The sequence below is a fragment of the Bacillus cereus group sp. MYBK101-2 genome, assembly GCF_051918845.1.
Classification (GTDB): Bacteria; Bacillota; Bacilli; order Bacillales; family Bacillaceae_G; genus Bacillus_A; species Bacillus_A paranthracis.
Map to the genome: position 1 here is coordinate 458,310 of NZ_JBQAIE010000002.1, position 23,729 is coordinate 482,038.

The window sequence follows — 23,729 nt, forward strand, 5'->3', positions numbered from 1 at the left end:
ATAGGTGCCTACTGCTGTAAGTAGGTTTTTTCTTGTTTTTATAAATAGTGTATTGGTAGAAGACTAGGAGTGAACCGAGTATGCAGAAAGAAACAGCTATTATAATTGGAGGCGGTCCGTGCGGATTAGCAGCAGCAATTTCGTTGCAAAAGGTAGGGATAAATCCGTTAGTAATTGAAAAAGGAAACATTGTAAATGCAATTTATAATTATCCAACTCATCAAACATTTTTCTCCTCTAGTGAAAAATTAGAAATTGGTGATGTAGCTTTTATTACAGAAAATCGTAAGCCTGTTCGAAATCAAGCGCTTGCGTATTATCGTGAAGTAGTAAAGCGTAAATCTGTACGTGTAAATGCTTTTGAACGAGTGGAGAACGTTCAAAAAGATGGAGAAGCTTTTCAGGTTGAGACGACAAAGCTTGACGGAAGTAAAGAAATATATATAGCAAAATATATTGTAGTAGCAACTGGATATTATGACAATCCAAATTATATGAATGTTCCTGGTGAGGAATTGAAGAAGGTAGCTCACTATTTTAAAGAAGGACATCCTTATTTTGATCGAGATGTAGTCGTTATAGGCGGGAAAAACTCGAGTGTAGATGCCGCTTTAGAGCTTGTGAAAGCTGGTGCGCGTGTAACGGTTTTATATCGCGGAAGTGAGTATTCACCAAGTATAAAGCCGTGGATTTTGCCAGAGTTTGAGGCGTTAGTCCGAAATGGTACAATTGATATGCATTTCGGGGCTCATGTGAAAGAAATTACTGAACATACATTAACGTATACAGTTGATGGCGAAGCATATACAATCCAAAATGATTTTGTATTTGCGATGACTGGTTACCATCCTGATCATAGTTTCTTAACAAAGATGGGTGTTCGGATTGATGAAGAGACAGGACGTCCAATTTATGCAGAGGATACGATGGAAACGAACGCTGAAAATATTTTCATTGCAGGTGTAATTGCTGCTGGAAATAATGCAAATGAAATATTTATTGAGAACGGTCGATTTCATGGGGATGCGATTGCGCAAACCATTGCAACAAGAGAAATATAAAAAAGAAGCTGTCGGAATAAACTTCGACAGCTTCTTTTTTAATCGTGCATAAACATGTTTTGGATTGCTTCATGAGAAGTTGTATTCTCTAATGCAACTAATAATTTAATACGTGCTTTTTGAGCGTTTAAACCGTATGTGAATACAATACCCATATCTTTTAATTGTTTGCCGCCACCTTCATATGAATATACATCTTGAACGATCCCGTTGAAACAGCGAGAAACTAATACGACAGGAATTCCTTTATTTATTAGCCGTTCTAGACTAGGAAGTGTTCTTGGAGGTAAATTACCTTGTCCAAGCGCTTCAATAACAATCCCGTCTACCGGAAGATTTTCAATTGCTGCTAACAATGTATCGTCCATACCAGCGTACGCTTTTAGAACGACTACATTTTTAGAAACCTTATTTACTGAATATGTTTCGTGATGTACTAAAGCATGGTGGAATACAACACCACGTTTTGTTACCATACCGATTGGTCCATACTGTGGACTTTGGAATGTTGCTACATTACTTGTATGTGTTTTCGTTACGTTTGTAGCGCAATGAATTTCGTCGTTTAATACGACTAAAACGCCTTTTTCGGCAGCTTCACTACTGCTAGCGACTTTTACAGCTGATAAGAAGTTATATAGACCATCAGCACCTAATTCATTGCTAGAGCGCATTGCGCCTGTTACAACGATCGGAATAGTTGCTTGTACTGTTAAATCTAAGAAGTAGGCCGTTTCTTCTAATGTATCCGTACCATGCGTAATGACTACGCCATGAATGTTGTCTTGTTTTACTCTTTCATCAATGATGACTTGTAATTGTAACATTTCGCTCGGTGTCATATGAGGAGATGGTAGATGAAACACATCTTCAACGATTAAATCAACATCGTCTTCTAAATCAGGAATGAATTTTAAAAGAGGATTTTTTTCACCTGGTTGTACGACCCCAGTTTCTTTATCTTCCTCCATTGCAATTGTTCCACCTGTGTGTAAAACTAGGATTCTTTTCAATGCTTATACCCCTTTCAAGTAAAAAAATACATTTAGAACATAACATGTTTTGAGTAAATTCGACAATGGAAATGTATAAAAGTATGCCTCGAAAATGACAATAAAATGAAATGCTATATGTACGATGTATAAAATTACGAAACGAAATGTGCAAATACAGTATAGGAGGGAGCCATTACGTTGAAAAAGATGGAGAGAATGCTTATTCGTATATTAATAATACAATTCATTTGTCTTTCTGTTGTGCAATTGTTATTTATACATAAGTCATCAGTGAAATATTTATCTAAAATTGTTTATTATGAAGGTGTCATGGTAAAAAACAGAGCAGAAATCTTACGGGTGAATAGGTAGTTTTCATTTTCTTCTATGAAGGATTATGCTACAATAATTGAGGATTTAATGACGTGAAGCAAATGAGAAGAAGCAGGAGAATACCTGCTTTTCGTTTTGTTTTATAAGTGAAAAAATGAGGTGTTACAATGGATAAACGAATTTCAATTGCTATAGATGGTCCAGCAGCAGCTGGAAAAAGTACAGTTGCGAAAGTTGTGGCGAAGAAGCTTTCTTACGTTTATATTGATACAGGCGCAATGTATCGTACAATTACATATGCAGCCCTTGAGCAAAAAGTGGACATTGAAAATGAAGAGCAGTTAATGGAAGTTGTAAAAAATGTGAAAATTGAGTTTCAGCAAGGAGAAAATACACAACTTGTATTTTTAAATGGACAAGATGTTTCGGAAGTCATTCGTACACCTGAGGTGACGAATCGAGTATCGATTGTGGCAAAACATCGCCTTGTTCGTGAAGAAATGGTACGTCGTCAACAAGAGTTAGCAGAAAAAGGCGGCGTTGTAATGGATGGCCGTGATATTGGTACACATGTGTTACCAGATGCTGAAGTGAAGATCTTTATGCTTGCTTCTGTTGAAGAAAGAGCAGAGAGAAGACATTTAGAAAATATGAATAAAGGCTTCGATTCTAATTTAGAGCAGTTAAAAGAAGAAATTGCTCAGCGTGATAAATTAGATTCAGAACGTGAAGTTTCTCCTCTAAAAAAAGCTGATGATGCATTGGAATTAGATACAACTTCTTTATCAATTGAAGAAGTTGTCCAAAAGATTATGAGTATTGTTTCAGGAGTGTTTGCGAAATAAAGAAAGGGCATAGCCCCTTTCTTTTTTTATTTATGAAATGTAAAGGATACGTGAATTGTGAGTCTCTTTCCTTGACAAATAATCAGATTTGTAAGAAGTTAATAAAAGAGGGATAAAACTTTCAGAATATATTCGCTATTATATTTCAAAACATACTTTCTTCAAGATGATTTTGCTGTATACTATTTATATAGGTTTAATATATTTTCTAGTGAAATGTATGAAGCTTACGTATGTGATGATAAATTCTTAAACATGCAAATGAAAACAATTGTTTTCATTTCGTATATACATAAAAAATGCTTTGTCAATTCTGTAGGGAGGTATTTCCATGGTAGAGAAAATGAATGAAGAAGTTATGGATTCAAAAGAATTACAAGTTGGTGACGTTGTTACAGGTTCTGTAACGAAAGTTGAAGAGAAACAAGTGCTTGTAAATGTTGGATACAAAACAGATGGCGTAATTCCAATTAGTGAATTAGCTAACGTTCATATTGAAAAAGCAAGCGATGTTGTAGAATTAGATCAAACACTAGAATTAAAGGTTATTAAGTTAGAAGAGGATGATCTTGTATTATCTAAACGTGCTGTTGATGCAGAAAAAGCATGGGTAGAATTACAAGAGAAATTTACTTCTGGTCACGTATTTGATGTTACCGTAAAAGATATCGTGAATGGTGGATTAGTTGTGGACCTTGGTGTTCGTGGCTTTATACCAGCTTCACTTGTAGAAGTACATTATGTAGAAGATTTTACTGACTATAAAGGCAAAACATTAGCCGTGAAAATTGTTGAATTGGACCGTGAAAAAAATCGTGTGATCCTTTCGCATAAAGCGGTAGTAGAATTAGAACTAGATTCTAAGAAGAAAGAAGCAATTTCTTCATTAAAAGAAGGCGACGTTGTTGAAGGGACAGTACAACGACTAACGGATTTTGGTGCTTTCGTTAATGTTGGCGGTGTGGACGGTTTAGTTCATATTTCACAAATTTCACACGAACGTGTAGAGCAACCTTCTGAAGTATTAGAGCAAGGTCAAAAGGTAAAGGTGAAGGTGTTATCTGTGGATGCTGATACACAACGTATTTCTTTATCAATTAAAGCAGCTCAACCAGGACCTTGGGAAAATATTGCTGGTGAAGTAAAAGCTGGTGATATTCGTGAGGGAATAGTAAAACGTCTTGTTACATTTGGTGCATTCGTTGAAATTTTACCTGGCGTCGAAGGTCTTGTGCATGTATCTCAAATTGCAAATCGTCACGTGAAAAATCCAAATGAAGTATTGGAAATGGGACAAGAAGTAAAAGTGAAAGTACTTGAAGTTCATGTAGCAGAGAAACGTATTTCTTTAAGTATAAAAGAAGCGCTTGAGGAAAATAATGTAACTGAAGATTATAGTCAGTATGAACCGAATGCTGATTCTGCTACTTTCCAATTAAGTGACATTATTGGTGAACAACTGAAAAAATTAAAGAAATAAAGAGGGGTACAAGTGGTAAGGGCAAAACGTAAATTAGATCACATTGAATACGCTCTTTCTACTGGTCAGTCTCGTACGCATGGCTTTCATGATATTGATTTTGTGCATCAAAGCTTGCCAAATTCAAATTATGACACAATAACATGTGAAACAAAAATCGGCGAACTTTCACTAAGTTCGCCGATTTTTATCAATGCGATGACTGGTGGTGGAGGAGAGAAAACGTTACATATTAATGAGCAATTAGCATATGTAGCGAAACATCATAATCTTGCTATGGCTGTAGGATCGCAAATGGCTGCGTTAAAAGATGAAAGTGAGGCTGCTTCTTATAAGATAATTAGAAAGGTAAATCCACATGGGGTTTTCTTTGCTAATTTAGGTAGTGAGGCAACTACTGAGCAGGCAGAGCGTGCCGTTGATATGATTGAAGCGAACGCATTACAAATTCATTTAAATGTCATACAAGAGTTAACGATGCCAGAAGGAGACCGTGACTTTACTGGTGTGCTTCAGCGTGTTGAGAAAATTGTTTTAAATAGTAAAGTTCCTGTCATTGTGAAAGAAGTTGGATTTGGAATGAGTAAGGAAACAATGCAACAGTTAGCGAGCATAGGTGTAACGGCAATTGATATTGGCGGACAAGGTGGTACGAATTTTGCTGCTGTTGAAAATGAAAGAAGACAGCGAATGCTTTCTTATTTTAATAACTGGGGCATACAAACAGCAACCTCGATTATTGAAGCAACCTCTACAAATAATAACCTCTCTTTTATTGCATCTGGGGGTATACAAACAGCGCTTGACGTAGCGAAAGCAATCGCATTAGGGGCGAATACAACTGCTTTTGCTGGATACTTTTTACGCATTTTAATGCAAGATGGCATCGAGAAGTTAGTGGATGAAATTGATCTTCTACATACAGATTTGAAATTTATTATGACAGCTCTCGGTGCGAAGACGATAGAAGAGTTACAATCTGTACCTCTTGTTGTAAAGGGCGAAACGTATCATTGGTTAACGCAGCGTGGTATTGATACGACGCATTATAGTAGGAGATAAAAAATCAACCGTTTGGTTGATTTTTTTGTTTTCTATTCATTTTAGTAATATAAAGCGAGGGATGGAATTGATATTCTAGAAAAATGAAATAATTCCTATATATAAACAGTATCTTGTAAAATTTGCGACTGAGAAATGTAGATAATGTGCCATTGAATTATTGCAGAAGGTTTAATTTTTCTAAGAAAAATAGGTATGGATAAAAATAAAATTTAGAAAGATTTGTATGTGAAATGTTATTTCAATATGAATAGAAATTATGAAGAAATATGTAAAAGACGGTTTCGTACAATATCGAAACCGTCTTTTTGTATTCATTAGTGCTGATTCTGTTTTCGAGCTTGCTCAGGTGTATCAAGTCCAGTTGCACCCGGATATTGTAGTGATTGGTCACGATCAGATTCAACGCGGCGAGATTCTCTTAGTTTTCGTTCTTGACGATCTTTACCCATAATGAATAGCACCTCCTTATTAAAAGTGTTGCTGTTATATGAAAAAACTATGCGCGAAGAAAGTGGATTAACTTTCATAAAAAGTTCCCATAATGGAAAACATAGGAGGTGAAATGATGGAAGGGAGTACTTTTTATTTTGTAGCTTGGATAGGGTGGATTGTCGTAACATTTTTTATGAAAAAGGACTCTATTCGGTGGAAGATAAGCGCCTGTATATTGATTTTTATTATTTGTTCTCCGTTACATGTAACGATTGCTTCATTCACAGTATCAGTAAATGCACTTTTACTTTCTGGTATAGCTTTTATAGGACTCACCCTCTATTCTATTTGGAAAAAATTATATAGCTTACTTTCGGCACTTATTATTGCAATGTTATATACAAGTTTTCATTTGTTAGAAGTATATGATCCAATTTGGATTGTGGTGGACAGGTTGTTTTTGTTAAGTAGTGCTCTTGTATATGCATCCGTTTTATTACATGAGGATCGCATATTACGACTATGTTCTCTTTATATAGGAATGTTACAGGGAGAATTGTTTGTGACAATTATTTTTCGGAAACTGCATTTTCCTTACGATTACGGTAGTTTAGCGTTTTTTGATATCGTTGCTGTTTCTACATTATTCATGGCAATTTTATTTTGGATTGCGAAAGTCTCCGTACACATGGAACAGTTTAAGAGGAAAACACGTAAAAGAAAGGCGAGGGTAATACATGATTGAATATACACCGGCCATTTTATGCGGCGTAATAGCAGGGACAGTAACGAGAGTGCTCATGCTTCGGACAGATACCCGGCAATATCCGACGAGGCTCCACGGGAAAATTATTCATATTGCGATGGGGTTAATTGCGGCGGCTTTAGGAGCGATTGCGATTCCGTCTATATTGAAAAAAGATTTTTCTGCCATTACGTTTCTTACGTTAGCAGCAACACAGTTTCGTGATGTGCGTAATATGGAAAGAAATACATTGCAACAATTAGATGGTTATGAGCTTGTACCACGTGGGAATACATATATTGAAGGAATTGCATTAGTTTTTGAAAGTCGCAACTATTTGGCGATGTTAACGTCGTTTGTAACGACGTTTGCTTATATAGGGTTCCGTTCATGGATTGCTGGAGTAGTTATGGCTATCATCGCATTTTTTATCGCGAAAAAATTAATGTCTGGTAAGAGGTTGCATGATCTTGTTGATATCGAGCATGTTCCACTTCGTTTTGAAGGAGCGGGGCTGTATATTGATAATATTTACATTATGAATATTGGATTGCCAGCAAGACAAGAGGAAATTATGAAGTATGGAATGGGTTTTATTTTAAGACCGAAATCAATTGATGCGATGGTGACAATCTCTAACTTAGGACAACGACAAGCTATTTTACATGATGTTTCTGTTGCTTTAGGAATTTATAGAGATTCTGGTACGCCGGCACTTGTACCTTTAGCAAAGCGTGATTTAGAGGATGGCAGGGTTGGAATCTTTGTCTTGCCACAAGATCAAGATGCGGAGAAAGCGATAGGTGTCATAGGGAACGTGCCGACGTTAGAAAGCGCTGTTCATATGTCATCGGAAGCCCCGAAAGGAAGGGGAGATAAGAGATGATGTTAGAAAGTGTAATTCTTGCAGTTATTACAACGACCCCGGAGAAATTTGCTGGTGGTGCCCCTCTGTTTACTTGTGAATCGACAGAGGAATTAGAATTTGTTGCAAATAATTTAGAGGCAATTCTAGATGGCATTGCGCATCGCTTACAAGAGAATGTATATATTATTGTGAAACATTAGCAACGTGTGTTATAATGTGAGGTGTTTTGATACGTTGAGAAATATTCTGGAATGCAAATCCCTTCTTGCACAAAGAAGGGTTTTTTACATAATAAACAGAAGCAAGTTGAAAGGATGAAAGTATATGCCGAAACCAGTAATAGCAATAGTAGGCCGCCCGAACGTAGGGAAATCTACTATTTTCAATAGAATTGTTGGAGAGAGAGTTTCAATCGTAGAAGATATTCCAGGTGTAACGCGCGATCGTATTTATAGCGCTGGAGAATGGTTAAATCATGAATTTAACATTATTGATACAGGTGGAATTGATATTGGAGACGAGCCATTTTTGACACAAATTCGTCAACAAGCTGAAGTGGCAATTGATGAAGCGGATGTTATCATTTTTATGACAAATGGTCGTGACGGTGTAACAGCAGCTGATGAAGAAGTTGCGAAAATATTATATCGTTCAAATAAACCGGTTGTACTTGCAGTAAATAAAGTGGACAATCCGGAAATGCGCAGTGACATTTATGATTTCTATGCATTAGGATTTGGTGAGCCATTCCCAATTTCAGGTACACACGGATTAGGGTTAGGTGACTTATTAGACGAAGCTGCACAGCATTTTCCAAAGATTGAAGAAGACGGATATGATGAAGATACAATTCGTTTCTCTTTAATTGGACGTCCAAACGTAGGGAAATCATCACTTGTAAATGCTCTTCTTGGTCAAGAGCGTGTAATTGTTAGTAATGTAGCAGGAACAACTCGTGATGCGGTCGATACACCATATAGTAAAGATGGGAAAGATTATGTAATTATCGATACAGCTGGTATGCGTAAAAAAGGGAAAGTGTATGAAAGTACAGAAAAGTATAGTGTACTTCGTGCACTAAGAGCGATTGAACGTTCTGACGTTGTTTTAGTCGTTTTAGACGGTGAAGAAGGAATTATTGAACAAGATAAAAAAATCGCTGGATACGCTCATGATTCAGGACGAGCTGTCGTGATCGTTGTAAACAAATGGGACGCAGTGAAAAAAGATGAGAAAACAATGAAAGCATTTGAAGAAAACATTCGTGCTCATTTCCAATTTTTAGAGTACGCACCGATTGTATTCTTATCTGCAAAAACGAGAAAACGTACACAAACGTTAATACCGGTTATCGATGAGGTAAATGAAAGCCATAGTATCCGTATTCAAACGAACGTATTAAATGATGTAATTATGGATGCGGTAGCGATGAATCCAACGCCAACGCATAATGGTAGTCGTCTGAAGATTTTCTATGCAACACAAGTTGCGGTAAAACCACCAACATTTGTTGTGTTTGTAAACGATCCAGAACTATTGCACTTCTCATATGAGCGCTTCTTAAAGAATCGTTTACGTGAATCATTCGGCTTTGTAGGAACACCGATTCACATTATCGCTAGAGCAAGAGACTAATGGAGAGGATGTGATTTTATGACAAAAATCACAGTAGTTGGAGCAGGTAGCTGGGGAACAGCGTTAGCGATGGTATTAGCTGACAATGGGCATGATGTACGTATTTGGGGAAATCGTTCTGAACTTATGGATGAGATTAATACAAAACATGAGAATAGTCGATATCTTCCGGGAATTACATTGCCAAGCACAATCGTAGCCTACTCTTCTTTAGAAGAAGCATTAGTAGATGTAAATGTAGTATTGCTTGTAGTACCAACGAAAGCGTATAGAGAAGTACTACAAGATATGAAGAAATATGTATCGGGTCCGACTACTTGGATTCATGCAAGTAAAGGAATTGAACCTGGTACGTCAAAACGTATTTCGGAAGTGATTGAGGAAGAAATTCCAGAGGACTTGATTAAAGATGTTGTTGTACTGTCTGGACCGAGTCATGCTGAAGAAGTTGGGTTACGTCAGGCGACAACTGTTACGTCTGCAGCAAAGCGTATGGAAGCGGCTGAGGAAGTACAAGATTTGTTTATGAATAGTTACTTCCGTGTATACACAAATCCAGATATCGTTGGAGTTGAACTTGGTGGTGCGTTAAAAAATATTATCGCATTAGCTGCTGGGATAACTGATGGTCTTGGATTAGGTGATAATGCGAAAGCGGCATTAATGACGCGTGGTTTAACGGAGATTGCTCGTTTAGGAAGAAAAATGGGTGGAAATCCGTTAACGTTTGCTGGTCTAACTGGTATGGGAGACTTAATTGTAACTTGTACAAGTGTCCATAGCCGAAATTGGCGTGCTGGGAATTTGCTTGGAAAAGGACACTCTTTAGAAGAAGTGTTAGAAAGCATGGGTATGGTTGTCGAAGGTGTAAGAACAACGAAAGCTGCGCATGAGTTGGCAGAGAAAATGGAAGTGGAAATGCCGATTACAGCTGCTTTATATGACGTCTTATTCAATGGGAATAATGTAAAAGATGCAGTGGGCTCATTAATGGGGCGTGTTCGAAAACATGAAGTGGAAGCTATACCTGACTTACTTTAAAGAAAAGCGACAGAAGTACAATTGTACTTCTGTCGCTTTTTATTTTTTTGGGTCTTTTCACCATTTTTTTATTTTTGCATAGGATGAAGAGTAACTTGAGGAGAGGGTGAAAAGAATGGATAACAACATTTTTAATAACATTGAAAAAGAAGCGAAAGTGAATAAAGAAGATATTTTTAAATTAGCATCATCTGTACAAAATGCGAATTTACGTGATGAGACTGTACTTCGTCAATTGATTCATCAAGTGGCTCTTATGGCAGGACGTGAGGTGCCGAAAGAACAAGAGGATCAAATTGTAAAAGCGATTATTAACAATAATATGCCGACAGATTTTGGCTCGTTAAGCAAAATGTTTAAAAAATAAAATATGAGAAACAAAGAGTTTGTAAATTGCATATGATAGCCATGAAAGTATGGGAATAGAGCTGTTTTGGGCATATTTGGTCAACCGAAGCGAGAGGTATGCTTGCTTCGGTTTTATTTTTATCTAGACTGGTGGAAATGCTGAAAAACCTATTGATTAAAACTACATATTCTCGATTTGTAGTAAAATGTTCTTTTTTGTATTTGTTTAAAGATTTTAATTTGTTAAAATAGTATAAAAATAGATTGATAAAAAGGGGTGTGTATATGTCGGAAGGGCTTATAAAAATGTGGTTTGCTTTAGGAGCAATTGGATTTATGTTTTTTGCAGTAAGTTTTATTTTACTAAGCAGATATAAAATAAAGAATAAAGTTTTGAAAGGGATTACAGCATTGGTAGCGTACACCCTCATGATTGTGTCAGGAATTGTTATTTTTCTTGTTGTATTTAGTGGACCTGTGCAGCAGTAAAGGGCATGGTACGGAGCGAGTTATATTAGTATGAAAAGGTGATTACTAGTGAAAAAAGTCCATATTATTTTAATATTTTGTTGTATGAGCATTTTAACAGGGTGTCTGTATCCAAAAGAAAATATGAAACAAAATGCTGTTCCTTATGAAGATCAGTTGCAGGTCGTTCAAAAAGCTGTTGCGACATTTAAGGAGCAAAATGACGGGATATTGCCAATTAAGACGCGGGATATGAATACGCCTATTTATCAAAAATATCCAATCGATTTTCAAAAGATTTCTCCGCGTTACATACAAGAAGCACCAGGGAATGCCTATGAAAGCGGGGGAGTATATCAATACGTATTAATAGACGTTGAAACAAACCCAACAGTAAAGTTAATTGATGTGAGGATGGCTGAACAAATTCAGCAATTATCATTAAAGCTTAGGATGTATCGAGATGAACATCAATATCCACCATTTAAAAAGGTAATTTCAGATGGTGTGTATGAATTAGATTTCAAAAAACTTGGATATAAAGATGTACCGCAAGTGACAAGTCCGTATTCTGGTAAAGGCCTTCCTTTTGTAATTAATGAGAAGGGAGAAATTTATGTTGATTATAGAATCGACTTATATGAAGCGTTGAAAAAAAATGAAGGGCAATTTAAGGAGGGGGAAGATATTCGAAATATACTTTCGAAAGATTCTCCGTTTGTACCTGCGTATTCTTTACCGTATACGGTAAAGAATGGAGAACCAATTTTTTTAAAATCATAAGTCATGAACCTTTCTTTTAGTGAATAAGTTCTAGAAGAAAGGTTTTTTATGTTACACAACTTGCGATGCAAACAAAAGGTATTTTTTAATAGTCATATGAAATTGGACAAAATTATATGATATATTGTCCGAACTTCTAGAATACCATTATATTATATCAGATATTATAGGCAACGTTAGAGAAGGTATTAGTTGACTATAAACGTGGAATTATTCCCAAAAATATTGAGGGAGGGAATCACTTGGAAAAGGTAGATATTTTTAAAGATATTGCGGAACGCACAGGCGGTGATATTTATTTTGGAGTTGTAGGAGCTGTTCGAACAGGGAAATCAACATTCATTAAAAAATTTATGGAACTTGTAGTTATTCCTAATATTGAAAATGAGTCTGACCGTCAAAGGGCGCAGGATGAACTACCTCAAAGTGCTGCTGGCCGTACAATTATGACGACGGAACCGAAATTTGTTCCAAACCAAGCGGTTTCTATCGAAGTAGATGAAGGTCTTGAAGTGAATATTCGATTAGTAGATTGCGTCGGATATACTGTTCCAGGAGCAAAAGGTTATGAAGATGAGAATGGCCCGCGCATGATTAATACTCCTTGGTATGAAGAGCCTATTCCATTCCATGAAGCTGCAGAAATCGGAACACGTAAAGTAATTCAAGAACATTCAACAATTGGTGTTGTAATTACAACAGATGGAACGATTGGTGAAATTCCAAGAAGAGATTATATAGAGGCAGAAGAACGCGTCGTAAATGAGCTAAAAGAAGTCGGAAAACCTTTCATTATGATCATTAACACTGTACAGCCGTATCATCCAGATACAGAGCAATTGCGCCAAAGCTTATCTGAAGAATATGATATCCCAGTCATTGCGATGAGTGTTGAAAGTTTAAGAGAAACAGATGTATACAATGTACTTCGAGAGGCGTTATTCGAGTTCCCTGTTTTAGAAGTGAATGTGAACCTTCCGAGCTGGGTAATGGTACTAAATGAAGGGCATTGGTTACGCCAAAGTTATCAAGAAGCCGTTCAAGAGACTGTGAAGGATATAAAACGTCTTCGTGATGTAGACCGTGTCGTATGGCAGTTTAGTCAGTATGAATTTATTGATCGAGCGAGCCTAGCTGGCATTGATATGGGGCAAGGCGTAGCAGAGATTGATTTATATGCACCAGATGAATTATATGATCAAATTTTAAAAGAAGTAGTAGGAGTAGAAATTCGAGGGAAAGATCATTTATTGAAGCTTATGCTCGATTTATCTCATGCGAAAATAGAATACGATCAAGTGGCGGATGCTCTGCGTATGGTCAAACAAACAGGATATGGTGTAGCGGCGCCTGCGTTAGCTGACATGAGTTTAGATGAACCAGAAATTATTCGTCACGGTTCAAGATTTGGTGTGAAATTAAAAGCTGTAGCTCCATCTATTCATATGATTAAAGTAGATGTGGAGTCTACGTTTGAGCCAATCATTGGTACGGAAAAACAAAGTGAAGAACTAGTTCGTTACTTAATGCAAGATTTTGAAGATGATCCATTATCAATTTGGAATTCTGATATATTTGGACGTTCACTGAGTTCTATTGTTCGGGAAGGCATTCAAGCGAAACTATCTTTAATGCCAGAAAATGCGAGATATAAATTAAAAGAAACGCTAGAAAGAATTATTAATGAAGGATCTGGCGGATTAATTGCGATTATATTATAAGAAAAAATCCCTCTCATCGTAGAGGGATTTTTTAATTTTCGCATATAGAATAGGAAAATAAACAGCTATTATCTAATATATTGTTGTAAATTGTCAAGTTTCATCAGATTTTCACATTTTAAGAGTAACAATTTCCTTAAAAATATTGAATTATAAAGGAGAATCGTATAATATAGGCGTTGATAATGATTTATCTACATCTTTGTAGTATAGAATTTGCAAAAATTGCCTACAAATGAAAGTAAGACTCATTTTATGATCATTATACAGTCTTATCTTTGGGAGGAGGTGAATGGCATGAACAAGACAGATTTAATCAATGCTGTTGCAGAAGCAAGTTCCCTTTCTAAAAAGGACGCAACAAAAGCAGTAGACGCTGTTTTTGATTCTATCTTAGAAGCTTTAAAACAAGGTGATAAAGTACAACTGATCGGATTCGGTAACTTCGAAGTTCGTGAGCGTGCGGCTCGTAAAGGTCGTAACCCACAAACAGGTGAGGAGATTGAAATCGCTGCAAGTAAAGTACCTGCATTCAAACCTGGTAAAGCATTAAAAGATGCGGTTAAATAATCCTTACATATTAACAGGGAAGAAGAGTTTCCTTTTTGGAAACTCTTCTTTTTGCTTTTAAAAACATAAATATGCTAGAATGTGTTCGTATCACTTTTAGGTTTTCGGGAGGGCTAGCGGATGGCAAAAGTTAATTTAGAACAAATTGAACATGCAGTACGCCTTATTTTAGAGGCAATTGGAGATGATCCTAATCGAGAGGGAGTACTTGATACACCAAAGCGTGTTGCAAAAATGTACGCAGAAGTGTTCTCAGGTATGCATGAAGATCCGAAAGAACATTTACACAAAGTGTTCGGAGAAGATCATGAGGAGCTTGTACTAGTAAAAGATATACCGTTTTATTCGATGTGTGAGCATCATTTAGTTCCATTCTATGGAGTTGCTCACGTTGCATATATTCCGCAAGGCGGAAAAGTGACAGGGTTAAGTAAATTAGCTCGTACTGTAGATACAATTGCACGTCGTCCACAACTGCAAGAACGTATTACATCAACAGTAGCGAACTCTATTATGGAAGTACTAGAGCCGCATGGTGTAATGGTAGTAGTAGAAGCGGAACATATGTGTATGACGATGCGCGGTGTGAAAAAGCCAGGTGCAAAAACAGTAACAACAGCAGTACGTGGTGTGCTAGAAAATGATGCTGCAGCACGTAGTGAAATTTTATCTTTTATTAAAACGAAGTAAAGAAAAGTGGGAAACTGCTTTTCTTTTTTTTTTTTTTTTGTAAATAAATGATATAGTTTTAGCGAGGCAGAGTGAGAATAGAAAGATTACTTAAAAGAATAGAAGATGTTATGTAGTTCGATAGAAGTTTGGAAAGAGTAGCCAAGTTTTGGTTATAGAAAATAGAGTGTATGTGTTATAATAAGTTTTATGAATTAGAAAACAAGGGTGATTTTTGTGTGTGACATCTACGGAGGGTATGCGGGTATAAGAGAGAAATTGATGGTGAAATTACGCCATCCTTATTTTATAAACTATATTGAAGAACCATTTATTGATGAAGAGAAAATCGCATTGTTATATGGTGCTTTAAAAGGTGCAAATTTACATATAGAACAAATTGAGCATTATGTAGTGACGATTATGCTTGTGCAAATTGCGCTTGATACACATGAAAGAGTATCGAATAAAGCAGGGGAAGAAGCGAATGAATCGCATAAGCGTCGCCAGTTAACAGTGCTTGCTGGTGATTACTATAGCGGGTTATATTATTACTTATTGTCTATGAATCGTGATATTGTTTTAATTCGTGCGCTTGCTGAAGGAATTAAAGAAATTAATGAACACAAAATAATGTTATATCAAAAAGCGCATAAAACGGTGGATGACATAATGGAAAGTGTAGTAATGATTGAGTCTGCACTGTTGCAAAAAACATGTGATCATTTTCATTTAGCGCATTGGAAGCCGTTTATAACGTATGTACTAGGAAAAAATCGTCTCCAAAAAGAATGTGAACTACATGTTAATAAACAACATTCACCTGTTTTTCAAGCTGTTCAAGGGATTGTGAACGATAAAGCAGATGCAGAAACAGTTATGAATGGATGGATGATGAAACTTGGAAAGAAAGAAAATCAATTTTTAGAAAATCACACAGATATAAGCGAAATAAACTCTGTGTTAAGAGATAAATCGAAGACATAAGCAATTTTACATTGGAAGAAGGTACGAGCATGCAACAATCAAAAGAAGAAAGAGTACATGATGTATTTGAGAAAATCTCTGATAAATACGATGTAATGAATTCTGTAATTAGTTTTCAAAGGCATAAAGCGTGGCGTAAAGAGACGATGCGCATTATGGATGTAAAACCAGGTAGTAAAGCGCTTGATGTTTGCTGCGGAACAGCGGACTGGACAATTGCGCTAGCTGGAGCGGTGGGTGAACAGGGCAAGGTTGTTGGTTTAGACTTCAGCGAAAATATGTTATCTGTTGGTAAGCAAAAGGTAGAGGCGTTACAATTAAAACAAGTAGAACTTCTGCACGGGAATGCAATGGAACTTCCATTTGAAGATAACACGTTTGATTATGTAACGATTGGATTTGGTTTACGTAATGTACCGGATTATATGCACGTATTAAAAGAAATGACGCGTGTAGTAAAACCAGGTGGAAAAGTAATTTGTTTAGAAACATCTCAACCAACAATGATTGGTTTTCGACAAGGTTATATTTTATACTTTAAATATATCATGCCGTTATTTGGAAAGTTATTTGCGAAAAGTTATAAAGAATATTCATGGCTACAAGAATCTGCTAGTACATTCCCAGGTATGAAAGAATTGGCTAATATGTTCGAAAAAGCTGGACTTGAACGTGTGCAAGTGAAGCCATTTACTTTTGGGGTAGCAGCGATGCATTTAGGCATGAAACCAGAATCAAAATAGAAAAAAGAAGTTTTAGGTTAAGGTGAACAATATGAAGTTACAACTTATGTACTCTTTTTTACGATCGGATATTAATGTGATAGAAAAAGAATTAAAAAAGACAGTTGCTTCTGAACAGCCATTAGTAGAAGAGGCGGCATTACAACTTATTGAAGCTGGTGGGAAGCGAATTCGTCCTGTATTTGTGTTGCTTGCGGGGAAATTTGGAGATTATAAGTTAGATGCAATTAAGCATGTAGCTGTTGCGTTAGAACTTATTCATATGGCTTCTCTTGTTCACGATGATGTTATTGATGCTGCGTTTTTACGACGTGGTAGTGCAACTGTGAATGCGAAATGGGGAGATCGTATTGCAATGTATACAGGGGACTATTTATTCGCTAAGTCTCTTGAATGTATAACGAATATTGAAATTCCAGAGGCGCATCAGGCGCTATCGCATACCATTTTAGAAGTTTGTAAAGGTGAAATCGAACAAATTAAAGATAAGTATAACTATGACCAAAATTTAAGAACATATTTAAGAAGAATAAAGCGAAAAACCGCTTTATTAATTGCTGCAAGTTGCCAACTAGGAGCGATTGCTGCTGGCGCTAATCGTGATACGGTAAGCCGTCTGTTTTGGTATGGCTATTTCGTAGGGATGTCGTATCAAATTATTGATGACATTTTAGACTTCGTTTCTACAGAAGAGAAACTTGGAAAACCTGCTGGGGGCGATTTATTGCAAGGAAACATTACGCTTCCTGCCTTATATGCTATGGAAGATCCAATCCTTTGTAAGAAAATCAGATCTGTACATGAAAATACAACAGCGGACGAAATGAAAGAAATTATTGAAGCTGTAAAGAATAGTGCTGCTATTGATAAAGCATTTGCGTTTAGTGAACGTTATTTACATAAAGCATTAGAAATGATAAAACCACTCCCACGTGGACAAGCAAAGTATGCATTACAAAATGTAGCAAAGTATATTGGAAAACGAAAATTTTAGTGTTTTTTCTAAAAAATAAAATAATCTCTCTATTTCAAAACTATTGCACAATTGTGATAAGGGTGTTAATATGTGTGTGGGGATATACAATTACATACATAATTCAGAAGTGGAGAGATTTTTTATGGAAAAAACATTTCTAATGGTTAAACCAGACGGTGTACAACGTGCCTTCATTGGGGAAATTGTAGCTCGTTTTGAGAAGAAGGGCTTTCAATTAGTTGGTGCAAAATTAATGCAAGTCACTCCAGAAATCGCTGGACAACACTATGCTGAGCACACAGAAAAACCTTTCTTTGGTGAATTAGTAGACTTTATTACATCTGGTCCTGTATTCGCAATGGTATGGCAAGGTGAAGGTGTAGTAGATACAGCTCGTAACATGATGGGTAAAACAAGACCACATGAAGCAGCTCCTGGAACAATTCGTGGAGATTTCGGTGTAACTGTTGCAAAAAACATTATCCATGGTTCTGATTCGTTAGAAAGTGCAGAGCGCGAGATTGCTATTTTCTTTAAAGAAGAAGAATTAGTTGACTACTCAAAATTAATGAATGAATGGATTTACTAATTATTTTGAAATAATTTGTAAACGCTTTAATCACTGTGATAATAGTAGAAAGTGCAAGGAGAATAGGGGTATTCTTCTTGCACTTTTTTTATTTCTATTAGTTACGAAGTTAGAGCTGTTATGATATATTGATATGTAAAGTAAAGGCCTATCGGAGAATAAGCGAATGGCTGATGTATGAATAACTCTTTCATATTTTTAGAGTAATGAAAGATAAAATTATTGCTTAATATAGCGAGATAAATACATATACGAAAAGAGGAATAACGTATGCGATATATTACAGCTGGTGAATCTCATGGTCCACAACTTACAACGATTATAGAAGGTGTTCCAGCCGGACTGCCATTAGTAGCGGATGATATAAATGAAGAGTTAGCTAGAAGGCAAAAGGGATATGGGCGTGGTAGACGCATGCAAATTGAAACAGATCAAGTGCAAATTGTAAGTGGTGTTAGGCATGGAGAGACATTAGGTTCTCCAATTGCACTTGTTGTTGAAAACCGTGATTTTGCACATTGGACAAAAATTATGGGTGCAGAGCCGTTAACGGAACAAGAGGAAAAAGAAATGAAAAGAAAAGTAACAAAACCAAGACCTGGACATGCTGATTTAAATGGTGCGATTAAATATGGTCATAGAGATATGAGAAATGTACTGGAACGCTCTTCGGCACGCGAAACGACAGTACGTGTTGCTGCTGGTGCGGTTGCAAAAAAAGTGTTAGCGGAACTTGGTATTGCAGTAGCAGGCCATGTAATTGAAATTGGCGGTGTACAGGCTAAAGAGACTACGTATCGTTCAATTGAAGAATTAAAAAGTATTACTGAAGCATCACCTGTACGCTGTTTAGATGAAGAAGCTGGTAATCAAATGATAAAAGCAATTGATGATGCGAAATCAAATGGTGATTCAATCGGTGGCATCGTGGAAGTAATTGTGGAAGGAATGCCAATTGGAGTAGGCAGCTATGTACATTATGATCGAAAACTAGATGCAAAATTAGCAGCCGCAATAATGAGCATTAATGCCTTTAAAGGGGTCGAGATTGGAATTGGTTTTGAAGCAGCACATAGACCAGGAAGTGAAGTTCATGATGAAATTCTTTGGAATGAAGAACATGGATATACACGAAGAACAAATAATGCAGGTGGTTTAGAAGGTGGAATGACGACTGGAATGCCAATTGTTGTGCGCGGTGTGATGAAACCGATACCTACACTATATAAACCTCTTCAAAGTGTTGATATTGATACGAAAGAGCCTTTTACAGCAAGCATTGAACGTTCAGATAGTTGTGCTGTTCCAGCCGCTAGTGTCGTTGCAGAAGCGGTTGTAGCTTGGGAATTAGCGACAGCTTTAATAGAACAATTCGGATTAGATCGTATGGACCTTATTCGTGAAAATATTGAGAAACATAATGAATATGCGAGGGGATTTTAATGGGAAACATACATATTCAAACGAAATCAAAAGAATATGATGTATATGTAGGAAAAGAATCGTTGTCACATTTGACAACAATCGTTCAAAATATGCATCCATCTGTATCAAATATTATGATCATTTCAGATGAAGCTGTTGCATCTTTACATTTACAGACAGTTGTAGATGCATTGCAAGTAGAGCAAAAAGTATTTTCATTTGTCGTACCGAGTGGTGAAAAAGAGAAGTCTTTTGAAAATTTCTACGCGGCTCATACGTCAGCTCTTGAAAATAAATTAGATAGAAATTCTTTAATTATCGCACTTGGAGGCGGGATGATTGGAGATTTAGCTGGTTTTGTTGCTGCATCGTTTATGCGTGGAATTCGCTTTGTTCAAGTTCCAACGACTTTATTAGCCCACGATAGCGCGGTAGGTGGGAAAGTAGCAATCAATCATCCGTTAGGTAAAAATATGATAGGTGCATTCCATCAACCGGAAGCAGTTGTATATCATACGCCGTTTTTACAGTCTCTTCCTGAAAAAGAGTGGCGTTCGGGTTATGCAGAAGTGATAAAACATGCTCTAATTGGTGATGTAAAGCTATATCATTGGCTAAAAGAAGAAGTGCAAACATTAGCAGATCTTCGTGATGAGAAATTAATCCATATATTAACGAAGGCAATTCCTGTAAAGGCAAACATTGTAGCACAAGATGAAACAGAAAAAGGTGTACGTGCTCATTTGAACTTTGGACATACGTTAGGCCATGCTCTTGAAAAAGAACTAGGATATGGAAATATTACTCACGGTGACGGAGTAGCGGTTGGAATGTTATTTGCTATATTCTTAAGTGAACAAGTGTATAAGGTGAATCTTGCTTATGAAGAGATGAAGCAGTGGTTCTTGAAGTACGGCTATCCAAAAATGCCAAGTGATTTAAGTGTAGAACGCCTCGTCGGGTTGATGAAACAAGATAAGAAAGCGAATGCAGGGACAATTCATATGGTACTTATGCAGGAATATGGGGTAGTGAATGTCGTATCTATTCCTGATGAGACTGTTCATATTGCGTTAGAGGCATTTCAAAAGGATATGGTTGAAAAATAAATGATAAAGAGTAGCCATGAAGTGCTTATTTTGAGGTGTTTTCGTAATAGTGACGGTTAGGATAAAAGATTACAGTAAAGGGCTAAAATTGTATTGTAATCGAATTCAATAAAATGACTGGGGGAAGAAAAATGAGAGTAAAAGAACAATTGTTAACTTTGAGAGCATATGTACCTGGGAAAAATATTGAAGAAGTAAAAAGGGAATATGGGTTATCGAAAATTGTGAAATTGGCATCGAACGAAAATCCGTTCGGTTGCTCAGCACGCGTAACAGAAGCATTAACTTCTTTAGCGAGTCAATACGCTCTTTATCCAGATGGACATGCCTTTGAACTTCGTACAAAAGTAGCAAAACATTTAGGTGTTAAAGCGGAACAACTGTTATTTGGTAGTGGATTAGATGAAGTCATTCAAATGATTAGTCGTGCGTTACTACACGAAGGAACAAATGTTGTAATGGCGAATCCAACATTCTCGCAATACCATCACCATGCTGTTATTGAAGGAGCAGAAGTTCGTGAAGTATCACTTAAAGATGGCATTCACGATTTAGATGCGATGTTACAGCAAGTAGATGATCAAACGAAGATTGTATGGATTTGTAACCCGAATAATCCGACAGGTACATATGTAGAAAAACAAAAATTACTTTCATTTTTAGAATCAGTTCCTAAGTCAGCGCTTGTTATTATGGACGAAGCATATTATGAATATGCGGGAGCAGAAGACTATCCGCAAACATTACCACTTCTTGAAAAGTATGAAAATCTTATGGTATTACGTACGTTTTCAAAAGCATATGGTCTAGCTGCTTTCCGTATCGGATATGCAGTTGGTAATACGGAGTTAATCGGGCAGTTAGAAGTAGCGAGGTTACCATTTAATACATCGACTGTAGCGCAATCTGTAGCACTTGCTGCATTAGAAGATCAAGCATTTTTACAAGAATGTGTGAAAAAGAATGAAGAAGGATTACATCAATATTACGCATTTTGTAAGGAATATAACGTATTCTATTATCCATCTCAAACAAATTTCATTTTCTTAAAACTCGGTATTCCTGGTAATGAAGCTTTCGAACGATTAATGAAAAAAGGATATATTGTTCGTTCTGGTGCTGCATTTGGTATCGATGATGGCATTCGTATTACTGTCGGTTTGAAAGAAGAAAATGATGAAATTATAGAGTTACTGAAAGAACTTGTAAATGAGCAAGTACAGAAAGAGGAAACATATTCTTAAGAGATTGTGAAGGCTCCTATTAGAGGAGTCTTTTTTATCGCATTAAAAAAGTTGAAGTTTGGTAATTAAGTTGTTCTGTAAATCACGATTTGTATGGCTCGATAATTAGTGGGAGAAGTTATTTGCACGGTCATAAAAGAAAGCGGTACAATAGAAGAAGATAAGAAGGTATCGGTATCATATCCGAACCTTTTGAACAATTAACTACTCTGTAAGAAGAAGCATGCACATTCTAAAGGTTGCGTTCTAACAATGAGTTGCTTATGATAAATGAACAGAAAAGAATATTTTTTAGAATTAAAGGAGACGTTTATGCAAAAGTTTGAACAAGCTGTTTCATATATTGAAAATGGTGAAGCGGAAAAAGGATTACAATTATTAAAAGAACAATTAAAAATTGCGAATGATGAAGAGAAGTATGATATCGCTCGCTATTATCATACACTTGGATTTACGGATGAAGCGTTAGCTATTACAGAAGACTTACGTTTATTGTATCCAGAGGAAAGTGAATTCACTGTATTTTTAGCAGAATTATATATTGATCTAGACAAAGAAGATGAAGCGATTGAAGTGCTTCATGATATTCCAGAAAATGATGATTTATATGTTCAATCGTTATTACTTGTTGCGGATTTATTCCAAATGCAAGGTTTCGATGATGTAGCAGAACAAAAACTATTAAAGGCGAAAGAAATGATGCCTGACGAGCCTGTCATTACGTTTGGATTAGCAGAGTTATATAGTAGTAAAGGTGAAGAACAAAAGGCAATCACTTATTATGAGTCGCTATTAGCGGAACATAAAGTAATGGGTGGTGTTGTCATTGCGCTACGCCTTGGAGAAACGTTAAGCGCGATTGGAAATTGGGAAGAGGCGATTTCTTACTACGAAGCAGGTTTAGAGGAACAAAAAGATATTCACTCATTATTTGGATATGCCTTCACGTTATACCAAGGTGAAGAATACCAAAGAGCAATTGGTGCTTGGCAAGAACTGAAAGAATTAGATCCTGAGTATGCATCGCTTTACATGTATTTAGCGAAAAGCTATGAAAAAGAAGGGATGCTTCAAGAAAGCTATGAAACACTTCATGAAGGAATTAAAGTAGATGAGCTTTCTGTACCATTTTATGTAGAATTAGCAAACATTGCGGCGAAATTAGGGAAAATTGCGGAAGCAGAGGAAGTACTTCAAAAAGCGCTTGAGTTAGATCCAGGACATTTAGGTGCAACATTAAAATATGCGTACATCTTAAAGGAACAAGAAAAATATGAAGAGTTAATCGCTGTTGTAGAGCGTGCAATTGATAGCGGAGAACCAGATACACAACTACTTTGGGATCTTGCATTTGCAAAAAAACAATTAGAAATGTATTCGGATGCATTAAAACACTATGAAAGTGCATATACTTCTTTTAAGAATCATCCAGACTTCTTGGAAGAGTACGGTTATTTCTTATTGGAAGAAGGTATGCGAAAAGAGGCGAAAGAAGTATTTACTCAGTTAATACAACTAGACCCGACACAAATTCATATTGAAGAATTGTTATATAATTTAGAGGATTTTTCATAAGTTGGAAGGAAACTGAATGCCG

General features: G+C 36.4%; 26 protein-coding genes. 24 read left to right on the forward strand and 2 right to left on the reverse strand.

Annotation, left to right across the window (positions count from 1 at the left end; genetic code table 11):
* Positions 1–80: 80 nt before the first annotated feature.
* Positions 81–1,061, forward strand: a complete 981-nt coding sequence (locus ACTFSI_RS07695; RefSeq protein ID WP_001168495.1) for a YpdA family putative bacillithiol disulfide reductase — start codon at positions 81–83, stop codon at positions 1,059–1,061.
* A 38-nt stretch (positions 1,062–1,099) separates the two neighbouring features.
* On the opposite strand, the gene ansA is transcribed toward ACTFSI_RS07695, so the two are convergent.
* Positions 1,100–2,074: an asparaginase gene (gene ansA, locus ACTFSI_RS07700; RefSeq protein WP_000822000.1), complete on the reverse strand. Its 975-nt coding sequence runs from the start codon at positions 2,072–2,074 to the stop codon at positions 1,100–1,102.
* A gap of 180 nt (positions 2,075–2,254) precedes the next feature.
* On the opposite strand from ansA, the gene ACTFSI_RS07705 reads away from it, so the two are divergent.
* From ACTFSI_RS07705 to ACTFSI_RS07720, 4 genes are all read left to right on the forward strand, one after another.
* Positions 2,255–2,428, forward strand: a complete 174-nt coding sequence (locus ACTFSI_RS07705; RefSeq protein WP_000738062.1) for a YpfB family protein — start codon at positions 2,255–2,257, stop codon at positions 2,426–2,428.
* Between the two features lie 128 nt (positions 2,429–2,556).
* A complete protein-coding gene (cmk, locus tag ACTFSI_RS07710) occupies positions 2,557–3,234 on the forward strand; it encodes a (d)CMP kinase (protein ID WP_000361265.1) in 678 nt (225 codons plus the stop codon).
* A 331-nt stretch (positions 3,235–3,565) separates the two neighbouring features.
* A complete protein-coding gene (gene rpsA / locus ACTFSI_RS07715) occupies positions 3,566–4,714 on the forward strand; it encodes a 30S ribosomal protein S1 (protein WP_000229565.1) in 1,149 nt (382 codons plus the stop codon).
* Positions 4,715–4,726: 12 nt separating this feature from the next.
* Positions 4,727–5,776: a type 2 isopentenyl-diphosphate Delta-isomerase gene (locus tag ACTFSI_RS07720; RefSeq protein ID WP_000251030.1), complete on the forward strand. Its 1,050-nt coding sequence runs from the start codon at positions 4,727–4,729 to the stop codon at positions 5,774–5,776.
* 317 nt (positions 5,777–6,093) lie between these two features.
* On the opposite strand, the gene ACTFSI_RS07725 is transcribed toward ACTFSI_RS07720, so the two are convergent.
* A complete protein-coding gene (locus ACTFSI_RS07725) occupies positions 6,094–6,228 on the reverse strand; it encodes a YpzI family protein (RefSeq protein ID WP_000513900.1) in 135 nt (44 codons plus the stop codon).
* 116 nt (positions 6,229–6,344) lie between these two features.
* On the opposite strand from ACTFSI_RS07725, the gene ACTFSI_RS07730 reads away from it, so the two are divergent.
* The 19 genes from ACTFSI_RS07730 (at position 6,345) to ACTFSI_RS07820 (ending at position 23,707) form a co-directional block, all read left to right on the forward strand.
* The gene (locus tag ACTFSI_RS07730; RefSeq protein WP_000399224.1) at positions 6,345–6,956 is read left to right on the forward strand and encodes a YphA family membrane protein; all 612 of its coding nucleotides are present in this window, start codon (positions 6,345–6,347) and stop codon (positions 6,954–6,956) included.
* Positions 6,949–7,842 (forward strand): YIEGIA family protein, encoded by an 894-nt coding sequence (locus tag ACTFSI_RS07735; RefSeq protein WP_000575281.1) that lies wholly within the window; start codon positions 6,949–6,951, stop codon positions 7,840–7,842. Before ACTFSI_RS07730 ends, ACTFSI_RS07735 begins: the two co-directional genes overlap by 8 nt.
* The gene (locus ACTFSI_RS07740) at positions 7,839–8,024 is read left to right on the forward strand and encodes a capping complex subunit for YIEGIA (protein WP_000979054.1); all 186 of its coding nucleotides are present in this window, start codon (positions 7,839–7,841) and stop codon (positions 8,022–8,024) included. Before ACTFSI_RS07735 ends, ACTFSI_RS07740 begins: the two co-directional genes overlap by 4 nt.
* Positions 8,025–8,148: 124 nt before the next feature.
* A complete protein-coding gene (der, locus tag ACTFSI_RS07745) occupies positions 8,149–9,459 on the forward strand; it encodes a ribosome biogenesis GTPase Der (protein WP_001125893.1) in 1,311 nt (436 codons plus the stop codon).
* An 18-nt stretch (positions 9,460–9,477) separates the two neighbouring features.
* Positions 9,478–10,500, forward strand: a complete 1,023-nt coding sequence (locus ACTFSI_RS07750; protein ID WP_048551571.1) for an NAD(P)H-dependent glycerol-3-phosphate dehydrogenase — start codon at positions 9,478–9,480, stop codon at positions 10,498–10,500.
* A 115-nt stretch (positions 10,501–10,615) separates the two neighbouring features.
* Entirely contained in the window at positions 10,616–10,867 is a 252-nt protein-coding gene (locus tag ACTFSI_RS07755) for a stage VI sporulation protein F (protein WP_000369754.1), read from the forward strand.
* A 266-nt stretch (positions 10,868–11,133) separates the two neighbouring features.
* On the forward strand, positions 11,134–11,337 hold the full coding sequence (locus tag ACTFSI_RS07760; protein ID WP_001288998.1) for a DUF2768 domain-containing protein: 204 nt from the start codon (positions 11,134–11,136) through the stop codon (positions 11,335–11,337).
* A gap of 48 nt (positions 11,338–11,385) precedes the next feature.
* Entirely contained in the window at positions 11,386–12,099 is a 714-nt protein-coding gene (locus tag ACTFSI_RS07765) for a hypothetical protein (RefSeq protein WP_049113550.1), read from the forward strand.
* A 242-nt stretch (positions 12,100–12,341) separates the two neighbouring features.
* The gene (spoIVA, locus tag ACTFSI_RS07770; protein WP_000416519.1) at positions 12,342–13,820 is read left to right on the forward strand and encodes a stage IV sporulation protein A; all 1,479 of its coding nucleotides are present in this window, start codon (positions 12,342–12,344) and stop codon (positions 13,818–13,820) included.
* Positions 13,821–14,117: 297 nt separating this feature from the next.
* Complete coding sequence (locus tag ACTFSI_RS07775; protein ID WP_001043860.1) at positions 14,118–14,390, forward strand: HU family DNA-binding protein; 273 nt, start codon at positions 14,118–14,120, stop codon at positions 14,388–14,390.
* Between the two features lie 120 nt (positions 14,391–14,510).
* Positions 14,511–15,080: a GTP cyclohydrolase I FolE gene (gene folE, locus ACTFSI_RS07780; protein WP_001151482.1), complete on the forward strand. Its 570-nt coding sequence runs from the start codon at positions 14,511–14,513 to the stop codon at positions 15,078–15,080.
* 216 nt (positions 15,081–15,296) lie between these two features.
* On the forward strand, positions 15,297–16,046 hold the full coding sequence (locus ACTFSI_RS07785; protein WP_044790555.1) for a heptaprenyl diphosphate synthase component 1: 750 nt from the start codon (positions 15,297–15,299) through the stop codon (positions 16,044–16,046).
* Positions 16,047–16,075: 29 nt separating this feature from the next.
* Positions 16,076–16,789 carry a 2-heptaprenyl-1,4-naphthoquinone methyltransferase gene (gene menG / locus ACTFSI_RS07790; protein WP_001187667.1) on the forward strand — a complete coding sequence of 238 codons (714 nt, stop codon included), beginning with the start codon at positions 16,076–16,078 and terminating at the stop codon, positions 16,787–16,789.
* 31 nt (positions 16,790–16,820) lie between these two features.
* Positions 16,821–17,783: a heptaprenyl diphosphate synthase component II gene (gene hepT / locus ACTFSI_RS07795; RefSeq protein ID WP_000776082.1), complete on the forward strand. Its 963-nt coding sequence runs from the start codon at positions 16,821–16,823 to the stop codon at positions 17,781–17,783.
* A 124-nt stretch (positions 17,784–17,907) separates the two neighbouring features.
* Positions 17,908–18,354, forward strand: a complete 447-nt coding sequence (ndk, locus tag ACTFSI_RS07800; protein WP_000415885.1) for a nucleoside-diphosphate kinase — start codon at positions 17,908–17,910, stop codon at positions 18,352–18,354.
* 270 nt (positions 18,355–18,624) lie between these two features.
* The gene (gene aroC, locus ACTFSI_RS07805) at positions 18,625–19,797 is read left to right on the forward strand and encodes a chorismate synthase (protein WP_044790553.1); all 1,173 of its coding nucleotides are present in this window, start codon (positions 18,625–18,627) and stop codon (positions 19,795–19,797) included.
* On the forward strand, positions 19,797–20,888 hold the full coding sequence (gene aroB, locus ACTFSI_RS07810) for a 3-dehydroquinate synthase (RefSeq protein ID WP_044790552.1): 1,092 nt from the start codon (positions 19,797–19,799) through the stop codon (positions 20,886–20,888). Before aroC ends, aroB begins: the two co-directional genes overlap by 1 nt.
* A gap of 131 nt (positions 20,889–21,019) precedes the next feature.
* Positions 21,020–22,132, forward strand: coding sequence for a histidinol-phosphate transaminase (hisC, locus tag ACTFSI_RS07815; RefSeq protein ID WP_001264005.1), 1,113 nt, complete (start codon positions 21,020–21,022; stop codon positions 22,130–22,132).
* A 312-nt stretch (positions 22,133–22,444) separates the two neighbouring features.
* Complete coding sequence (locus ACTFSI_RS07820; protein WP_001168676.1) at positions 22,445–23,707, forward strand: tetratricopeptide repeat protein; 1,263 nt, start codon at positions 22,445–22,447, stop codon at positions 23,705–23,707.
* Positions 23,708–23,729: the final 22 nt, after the last annotated feature.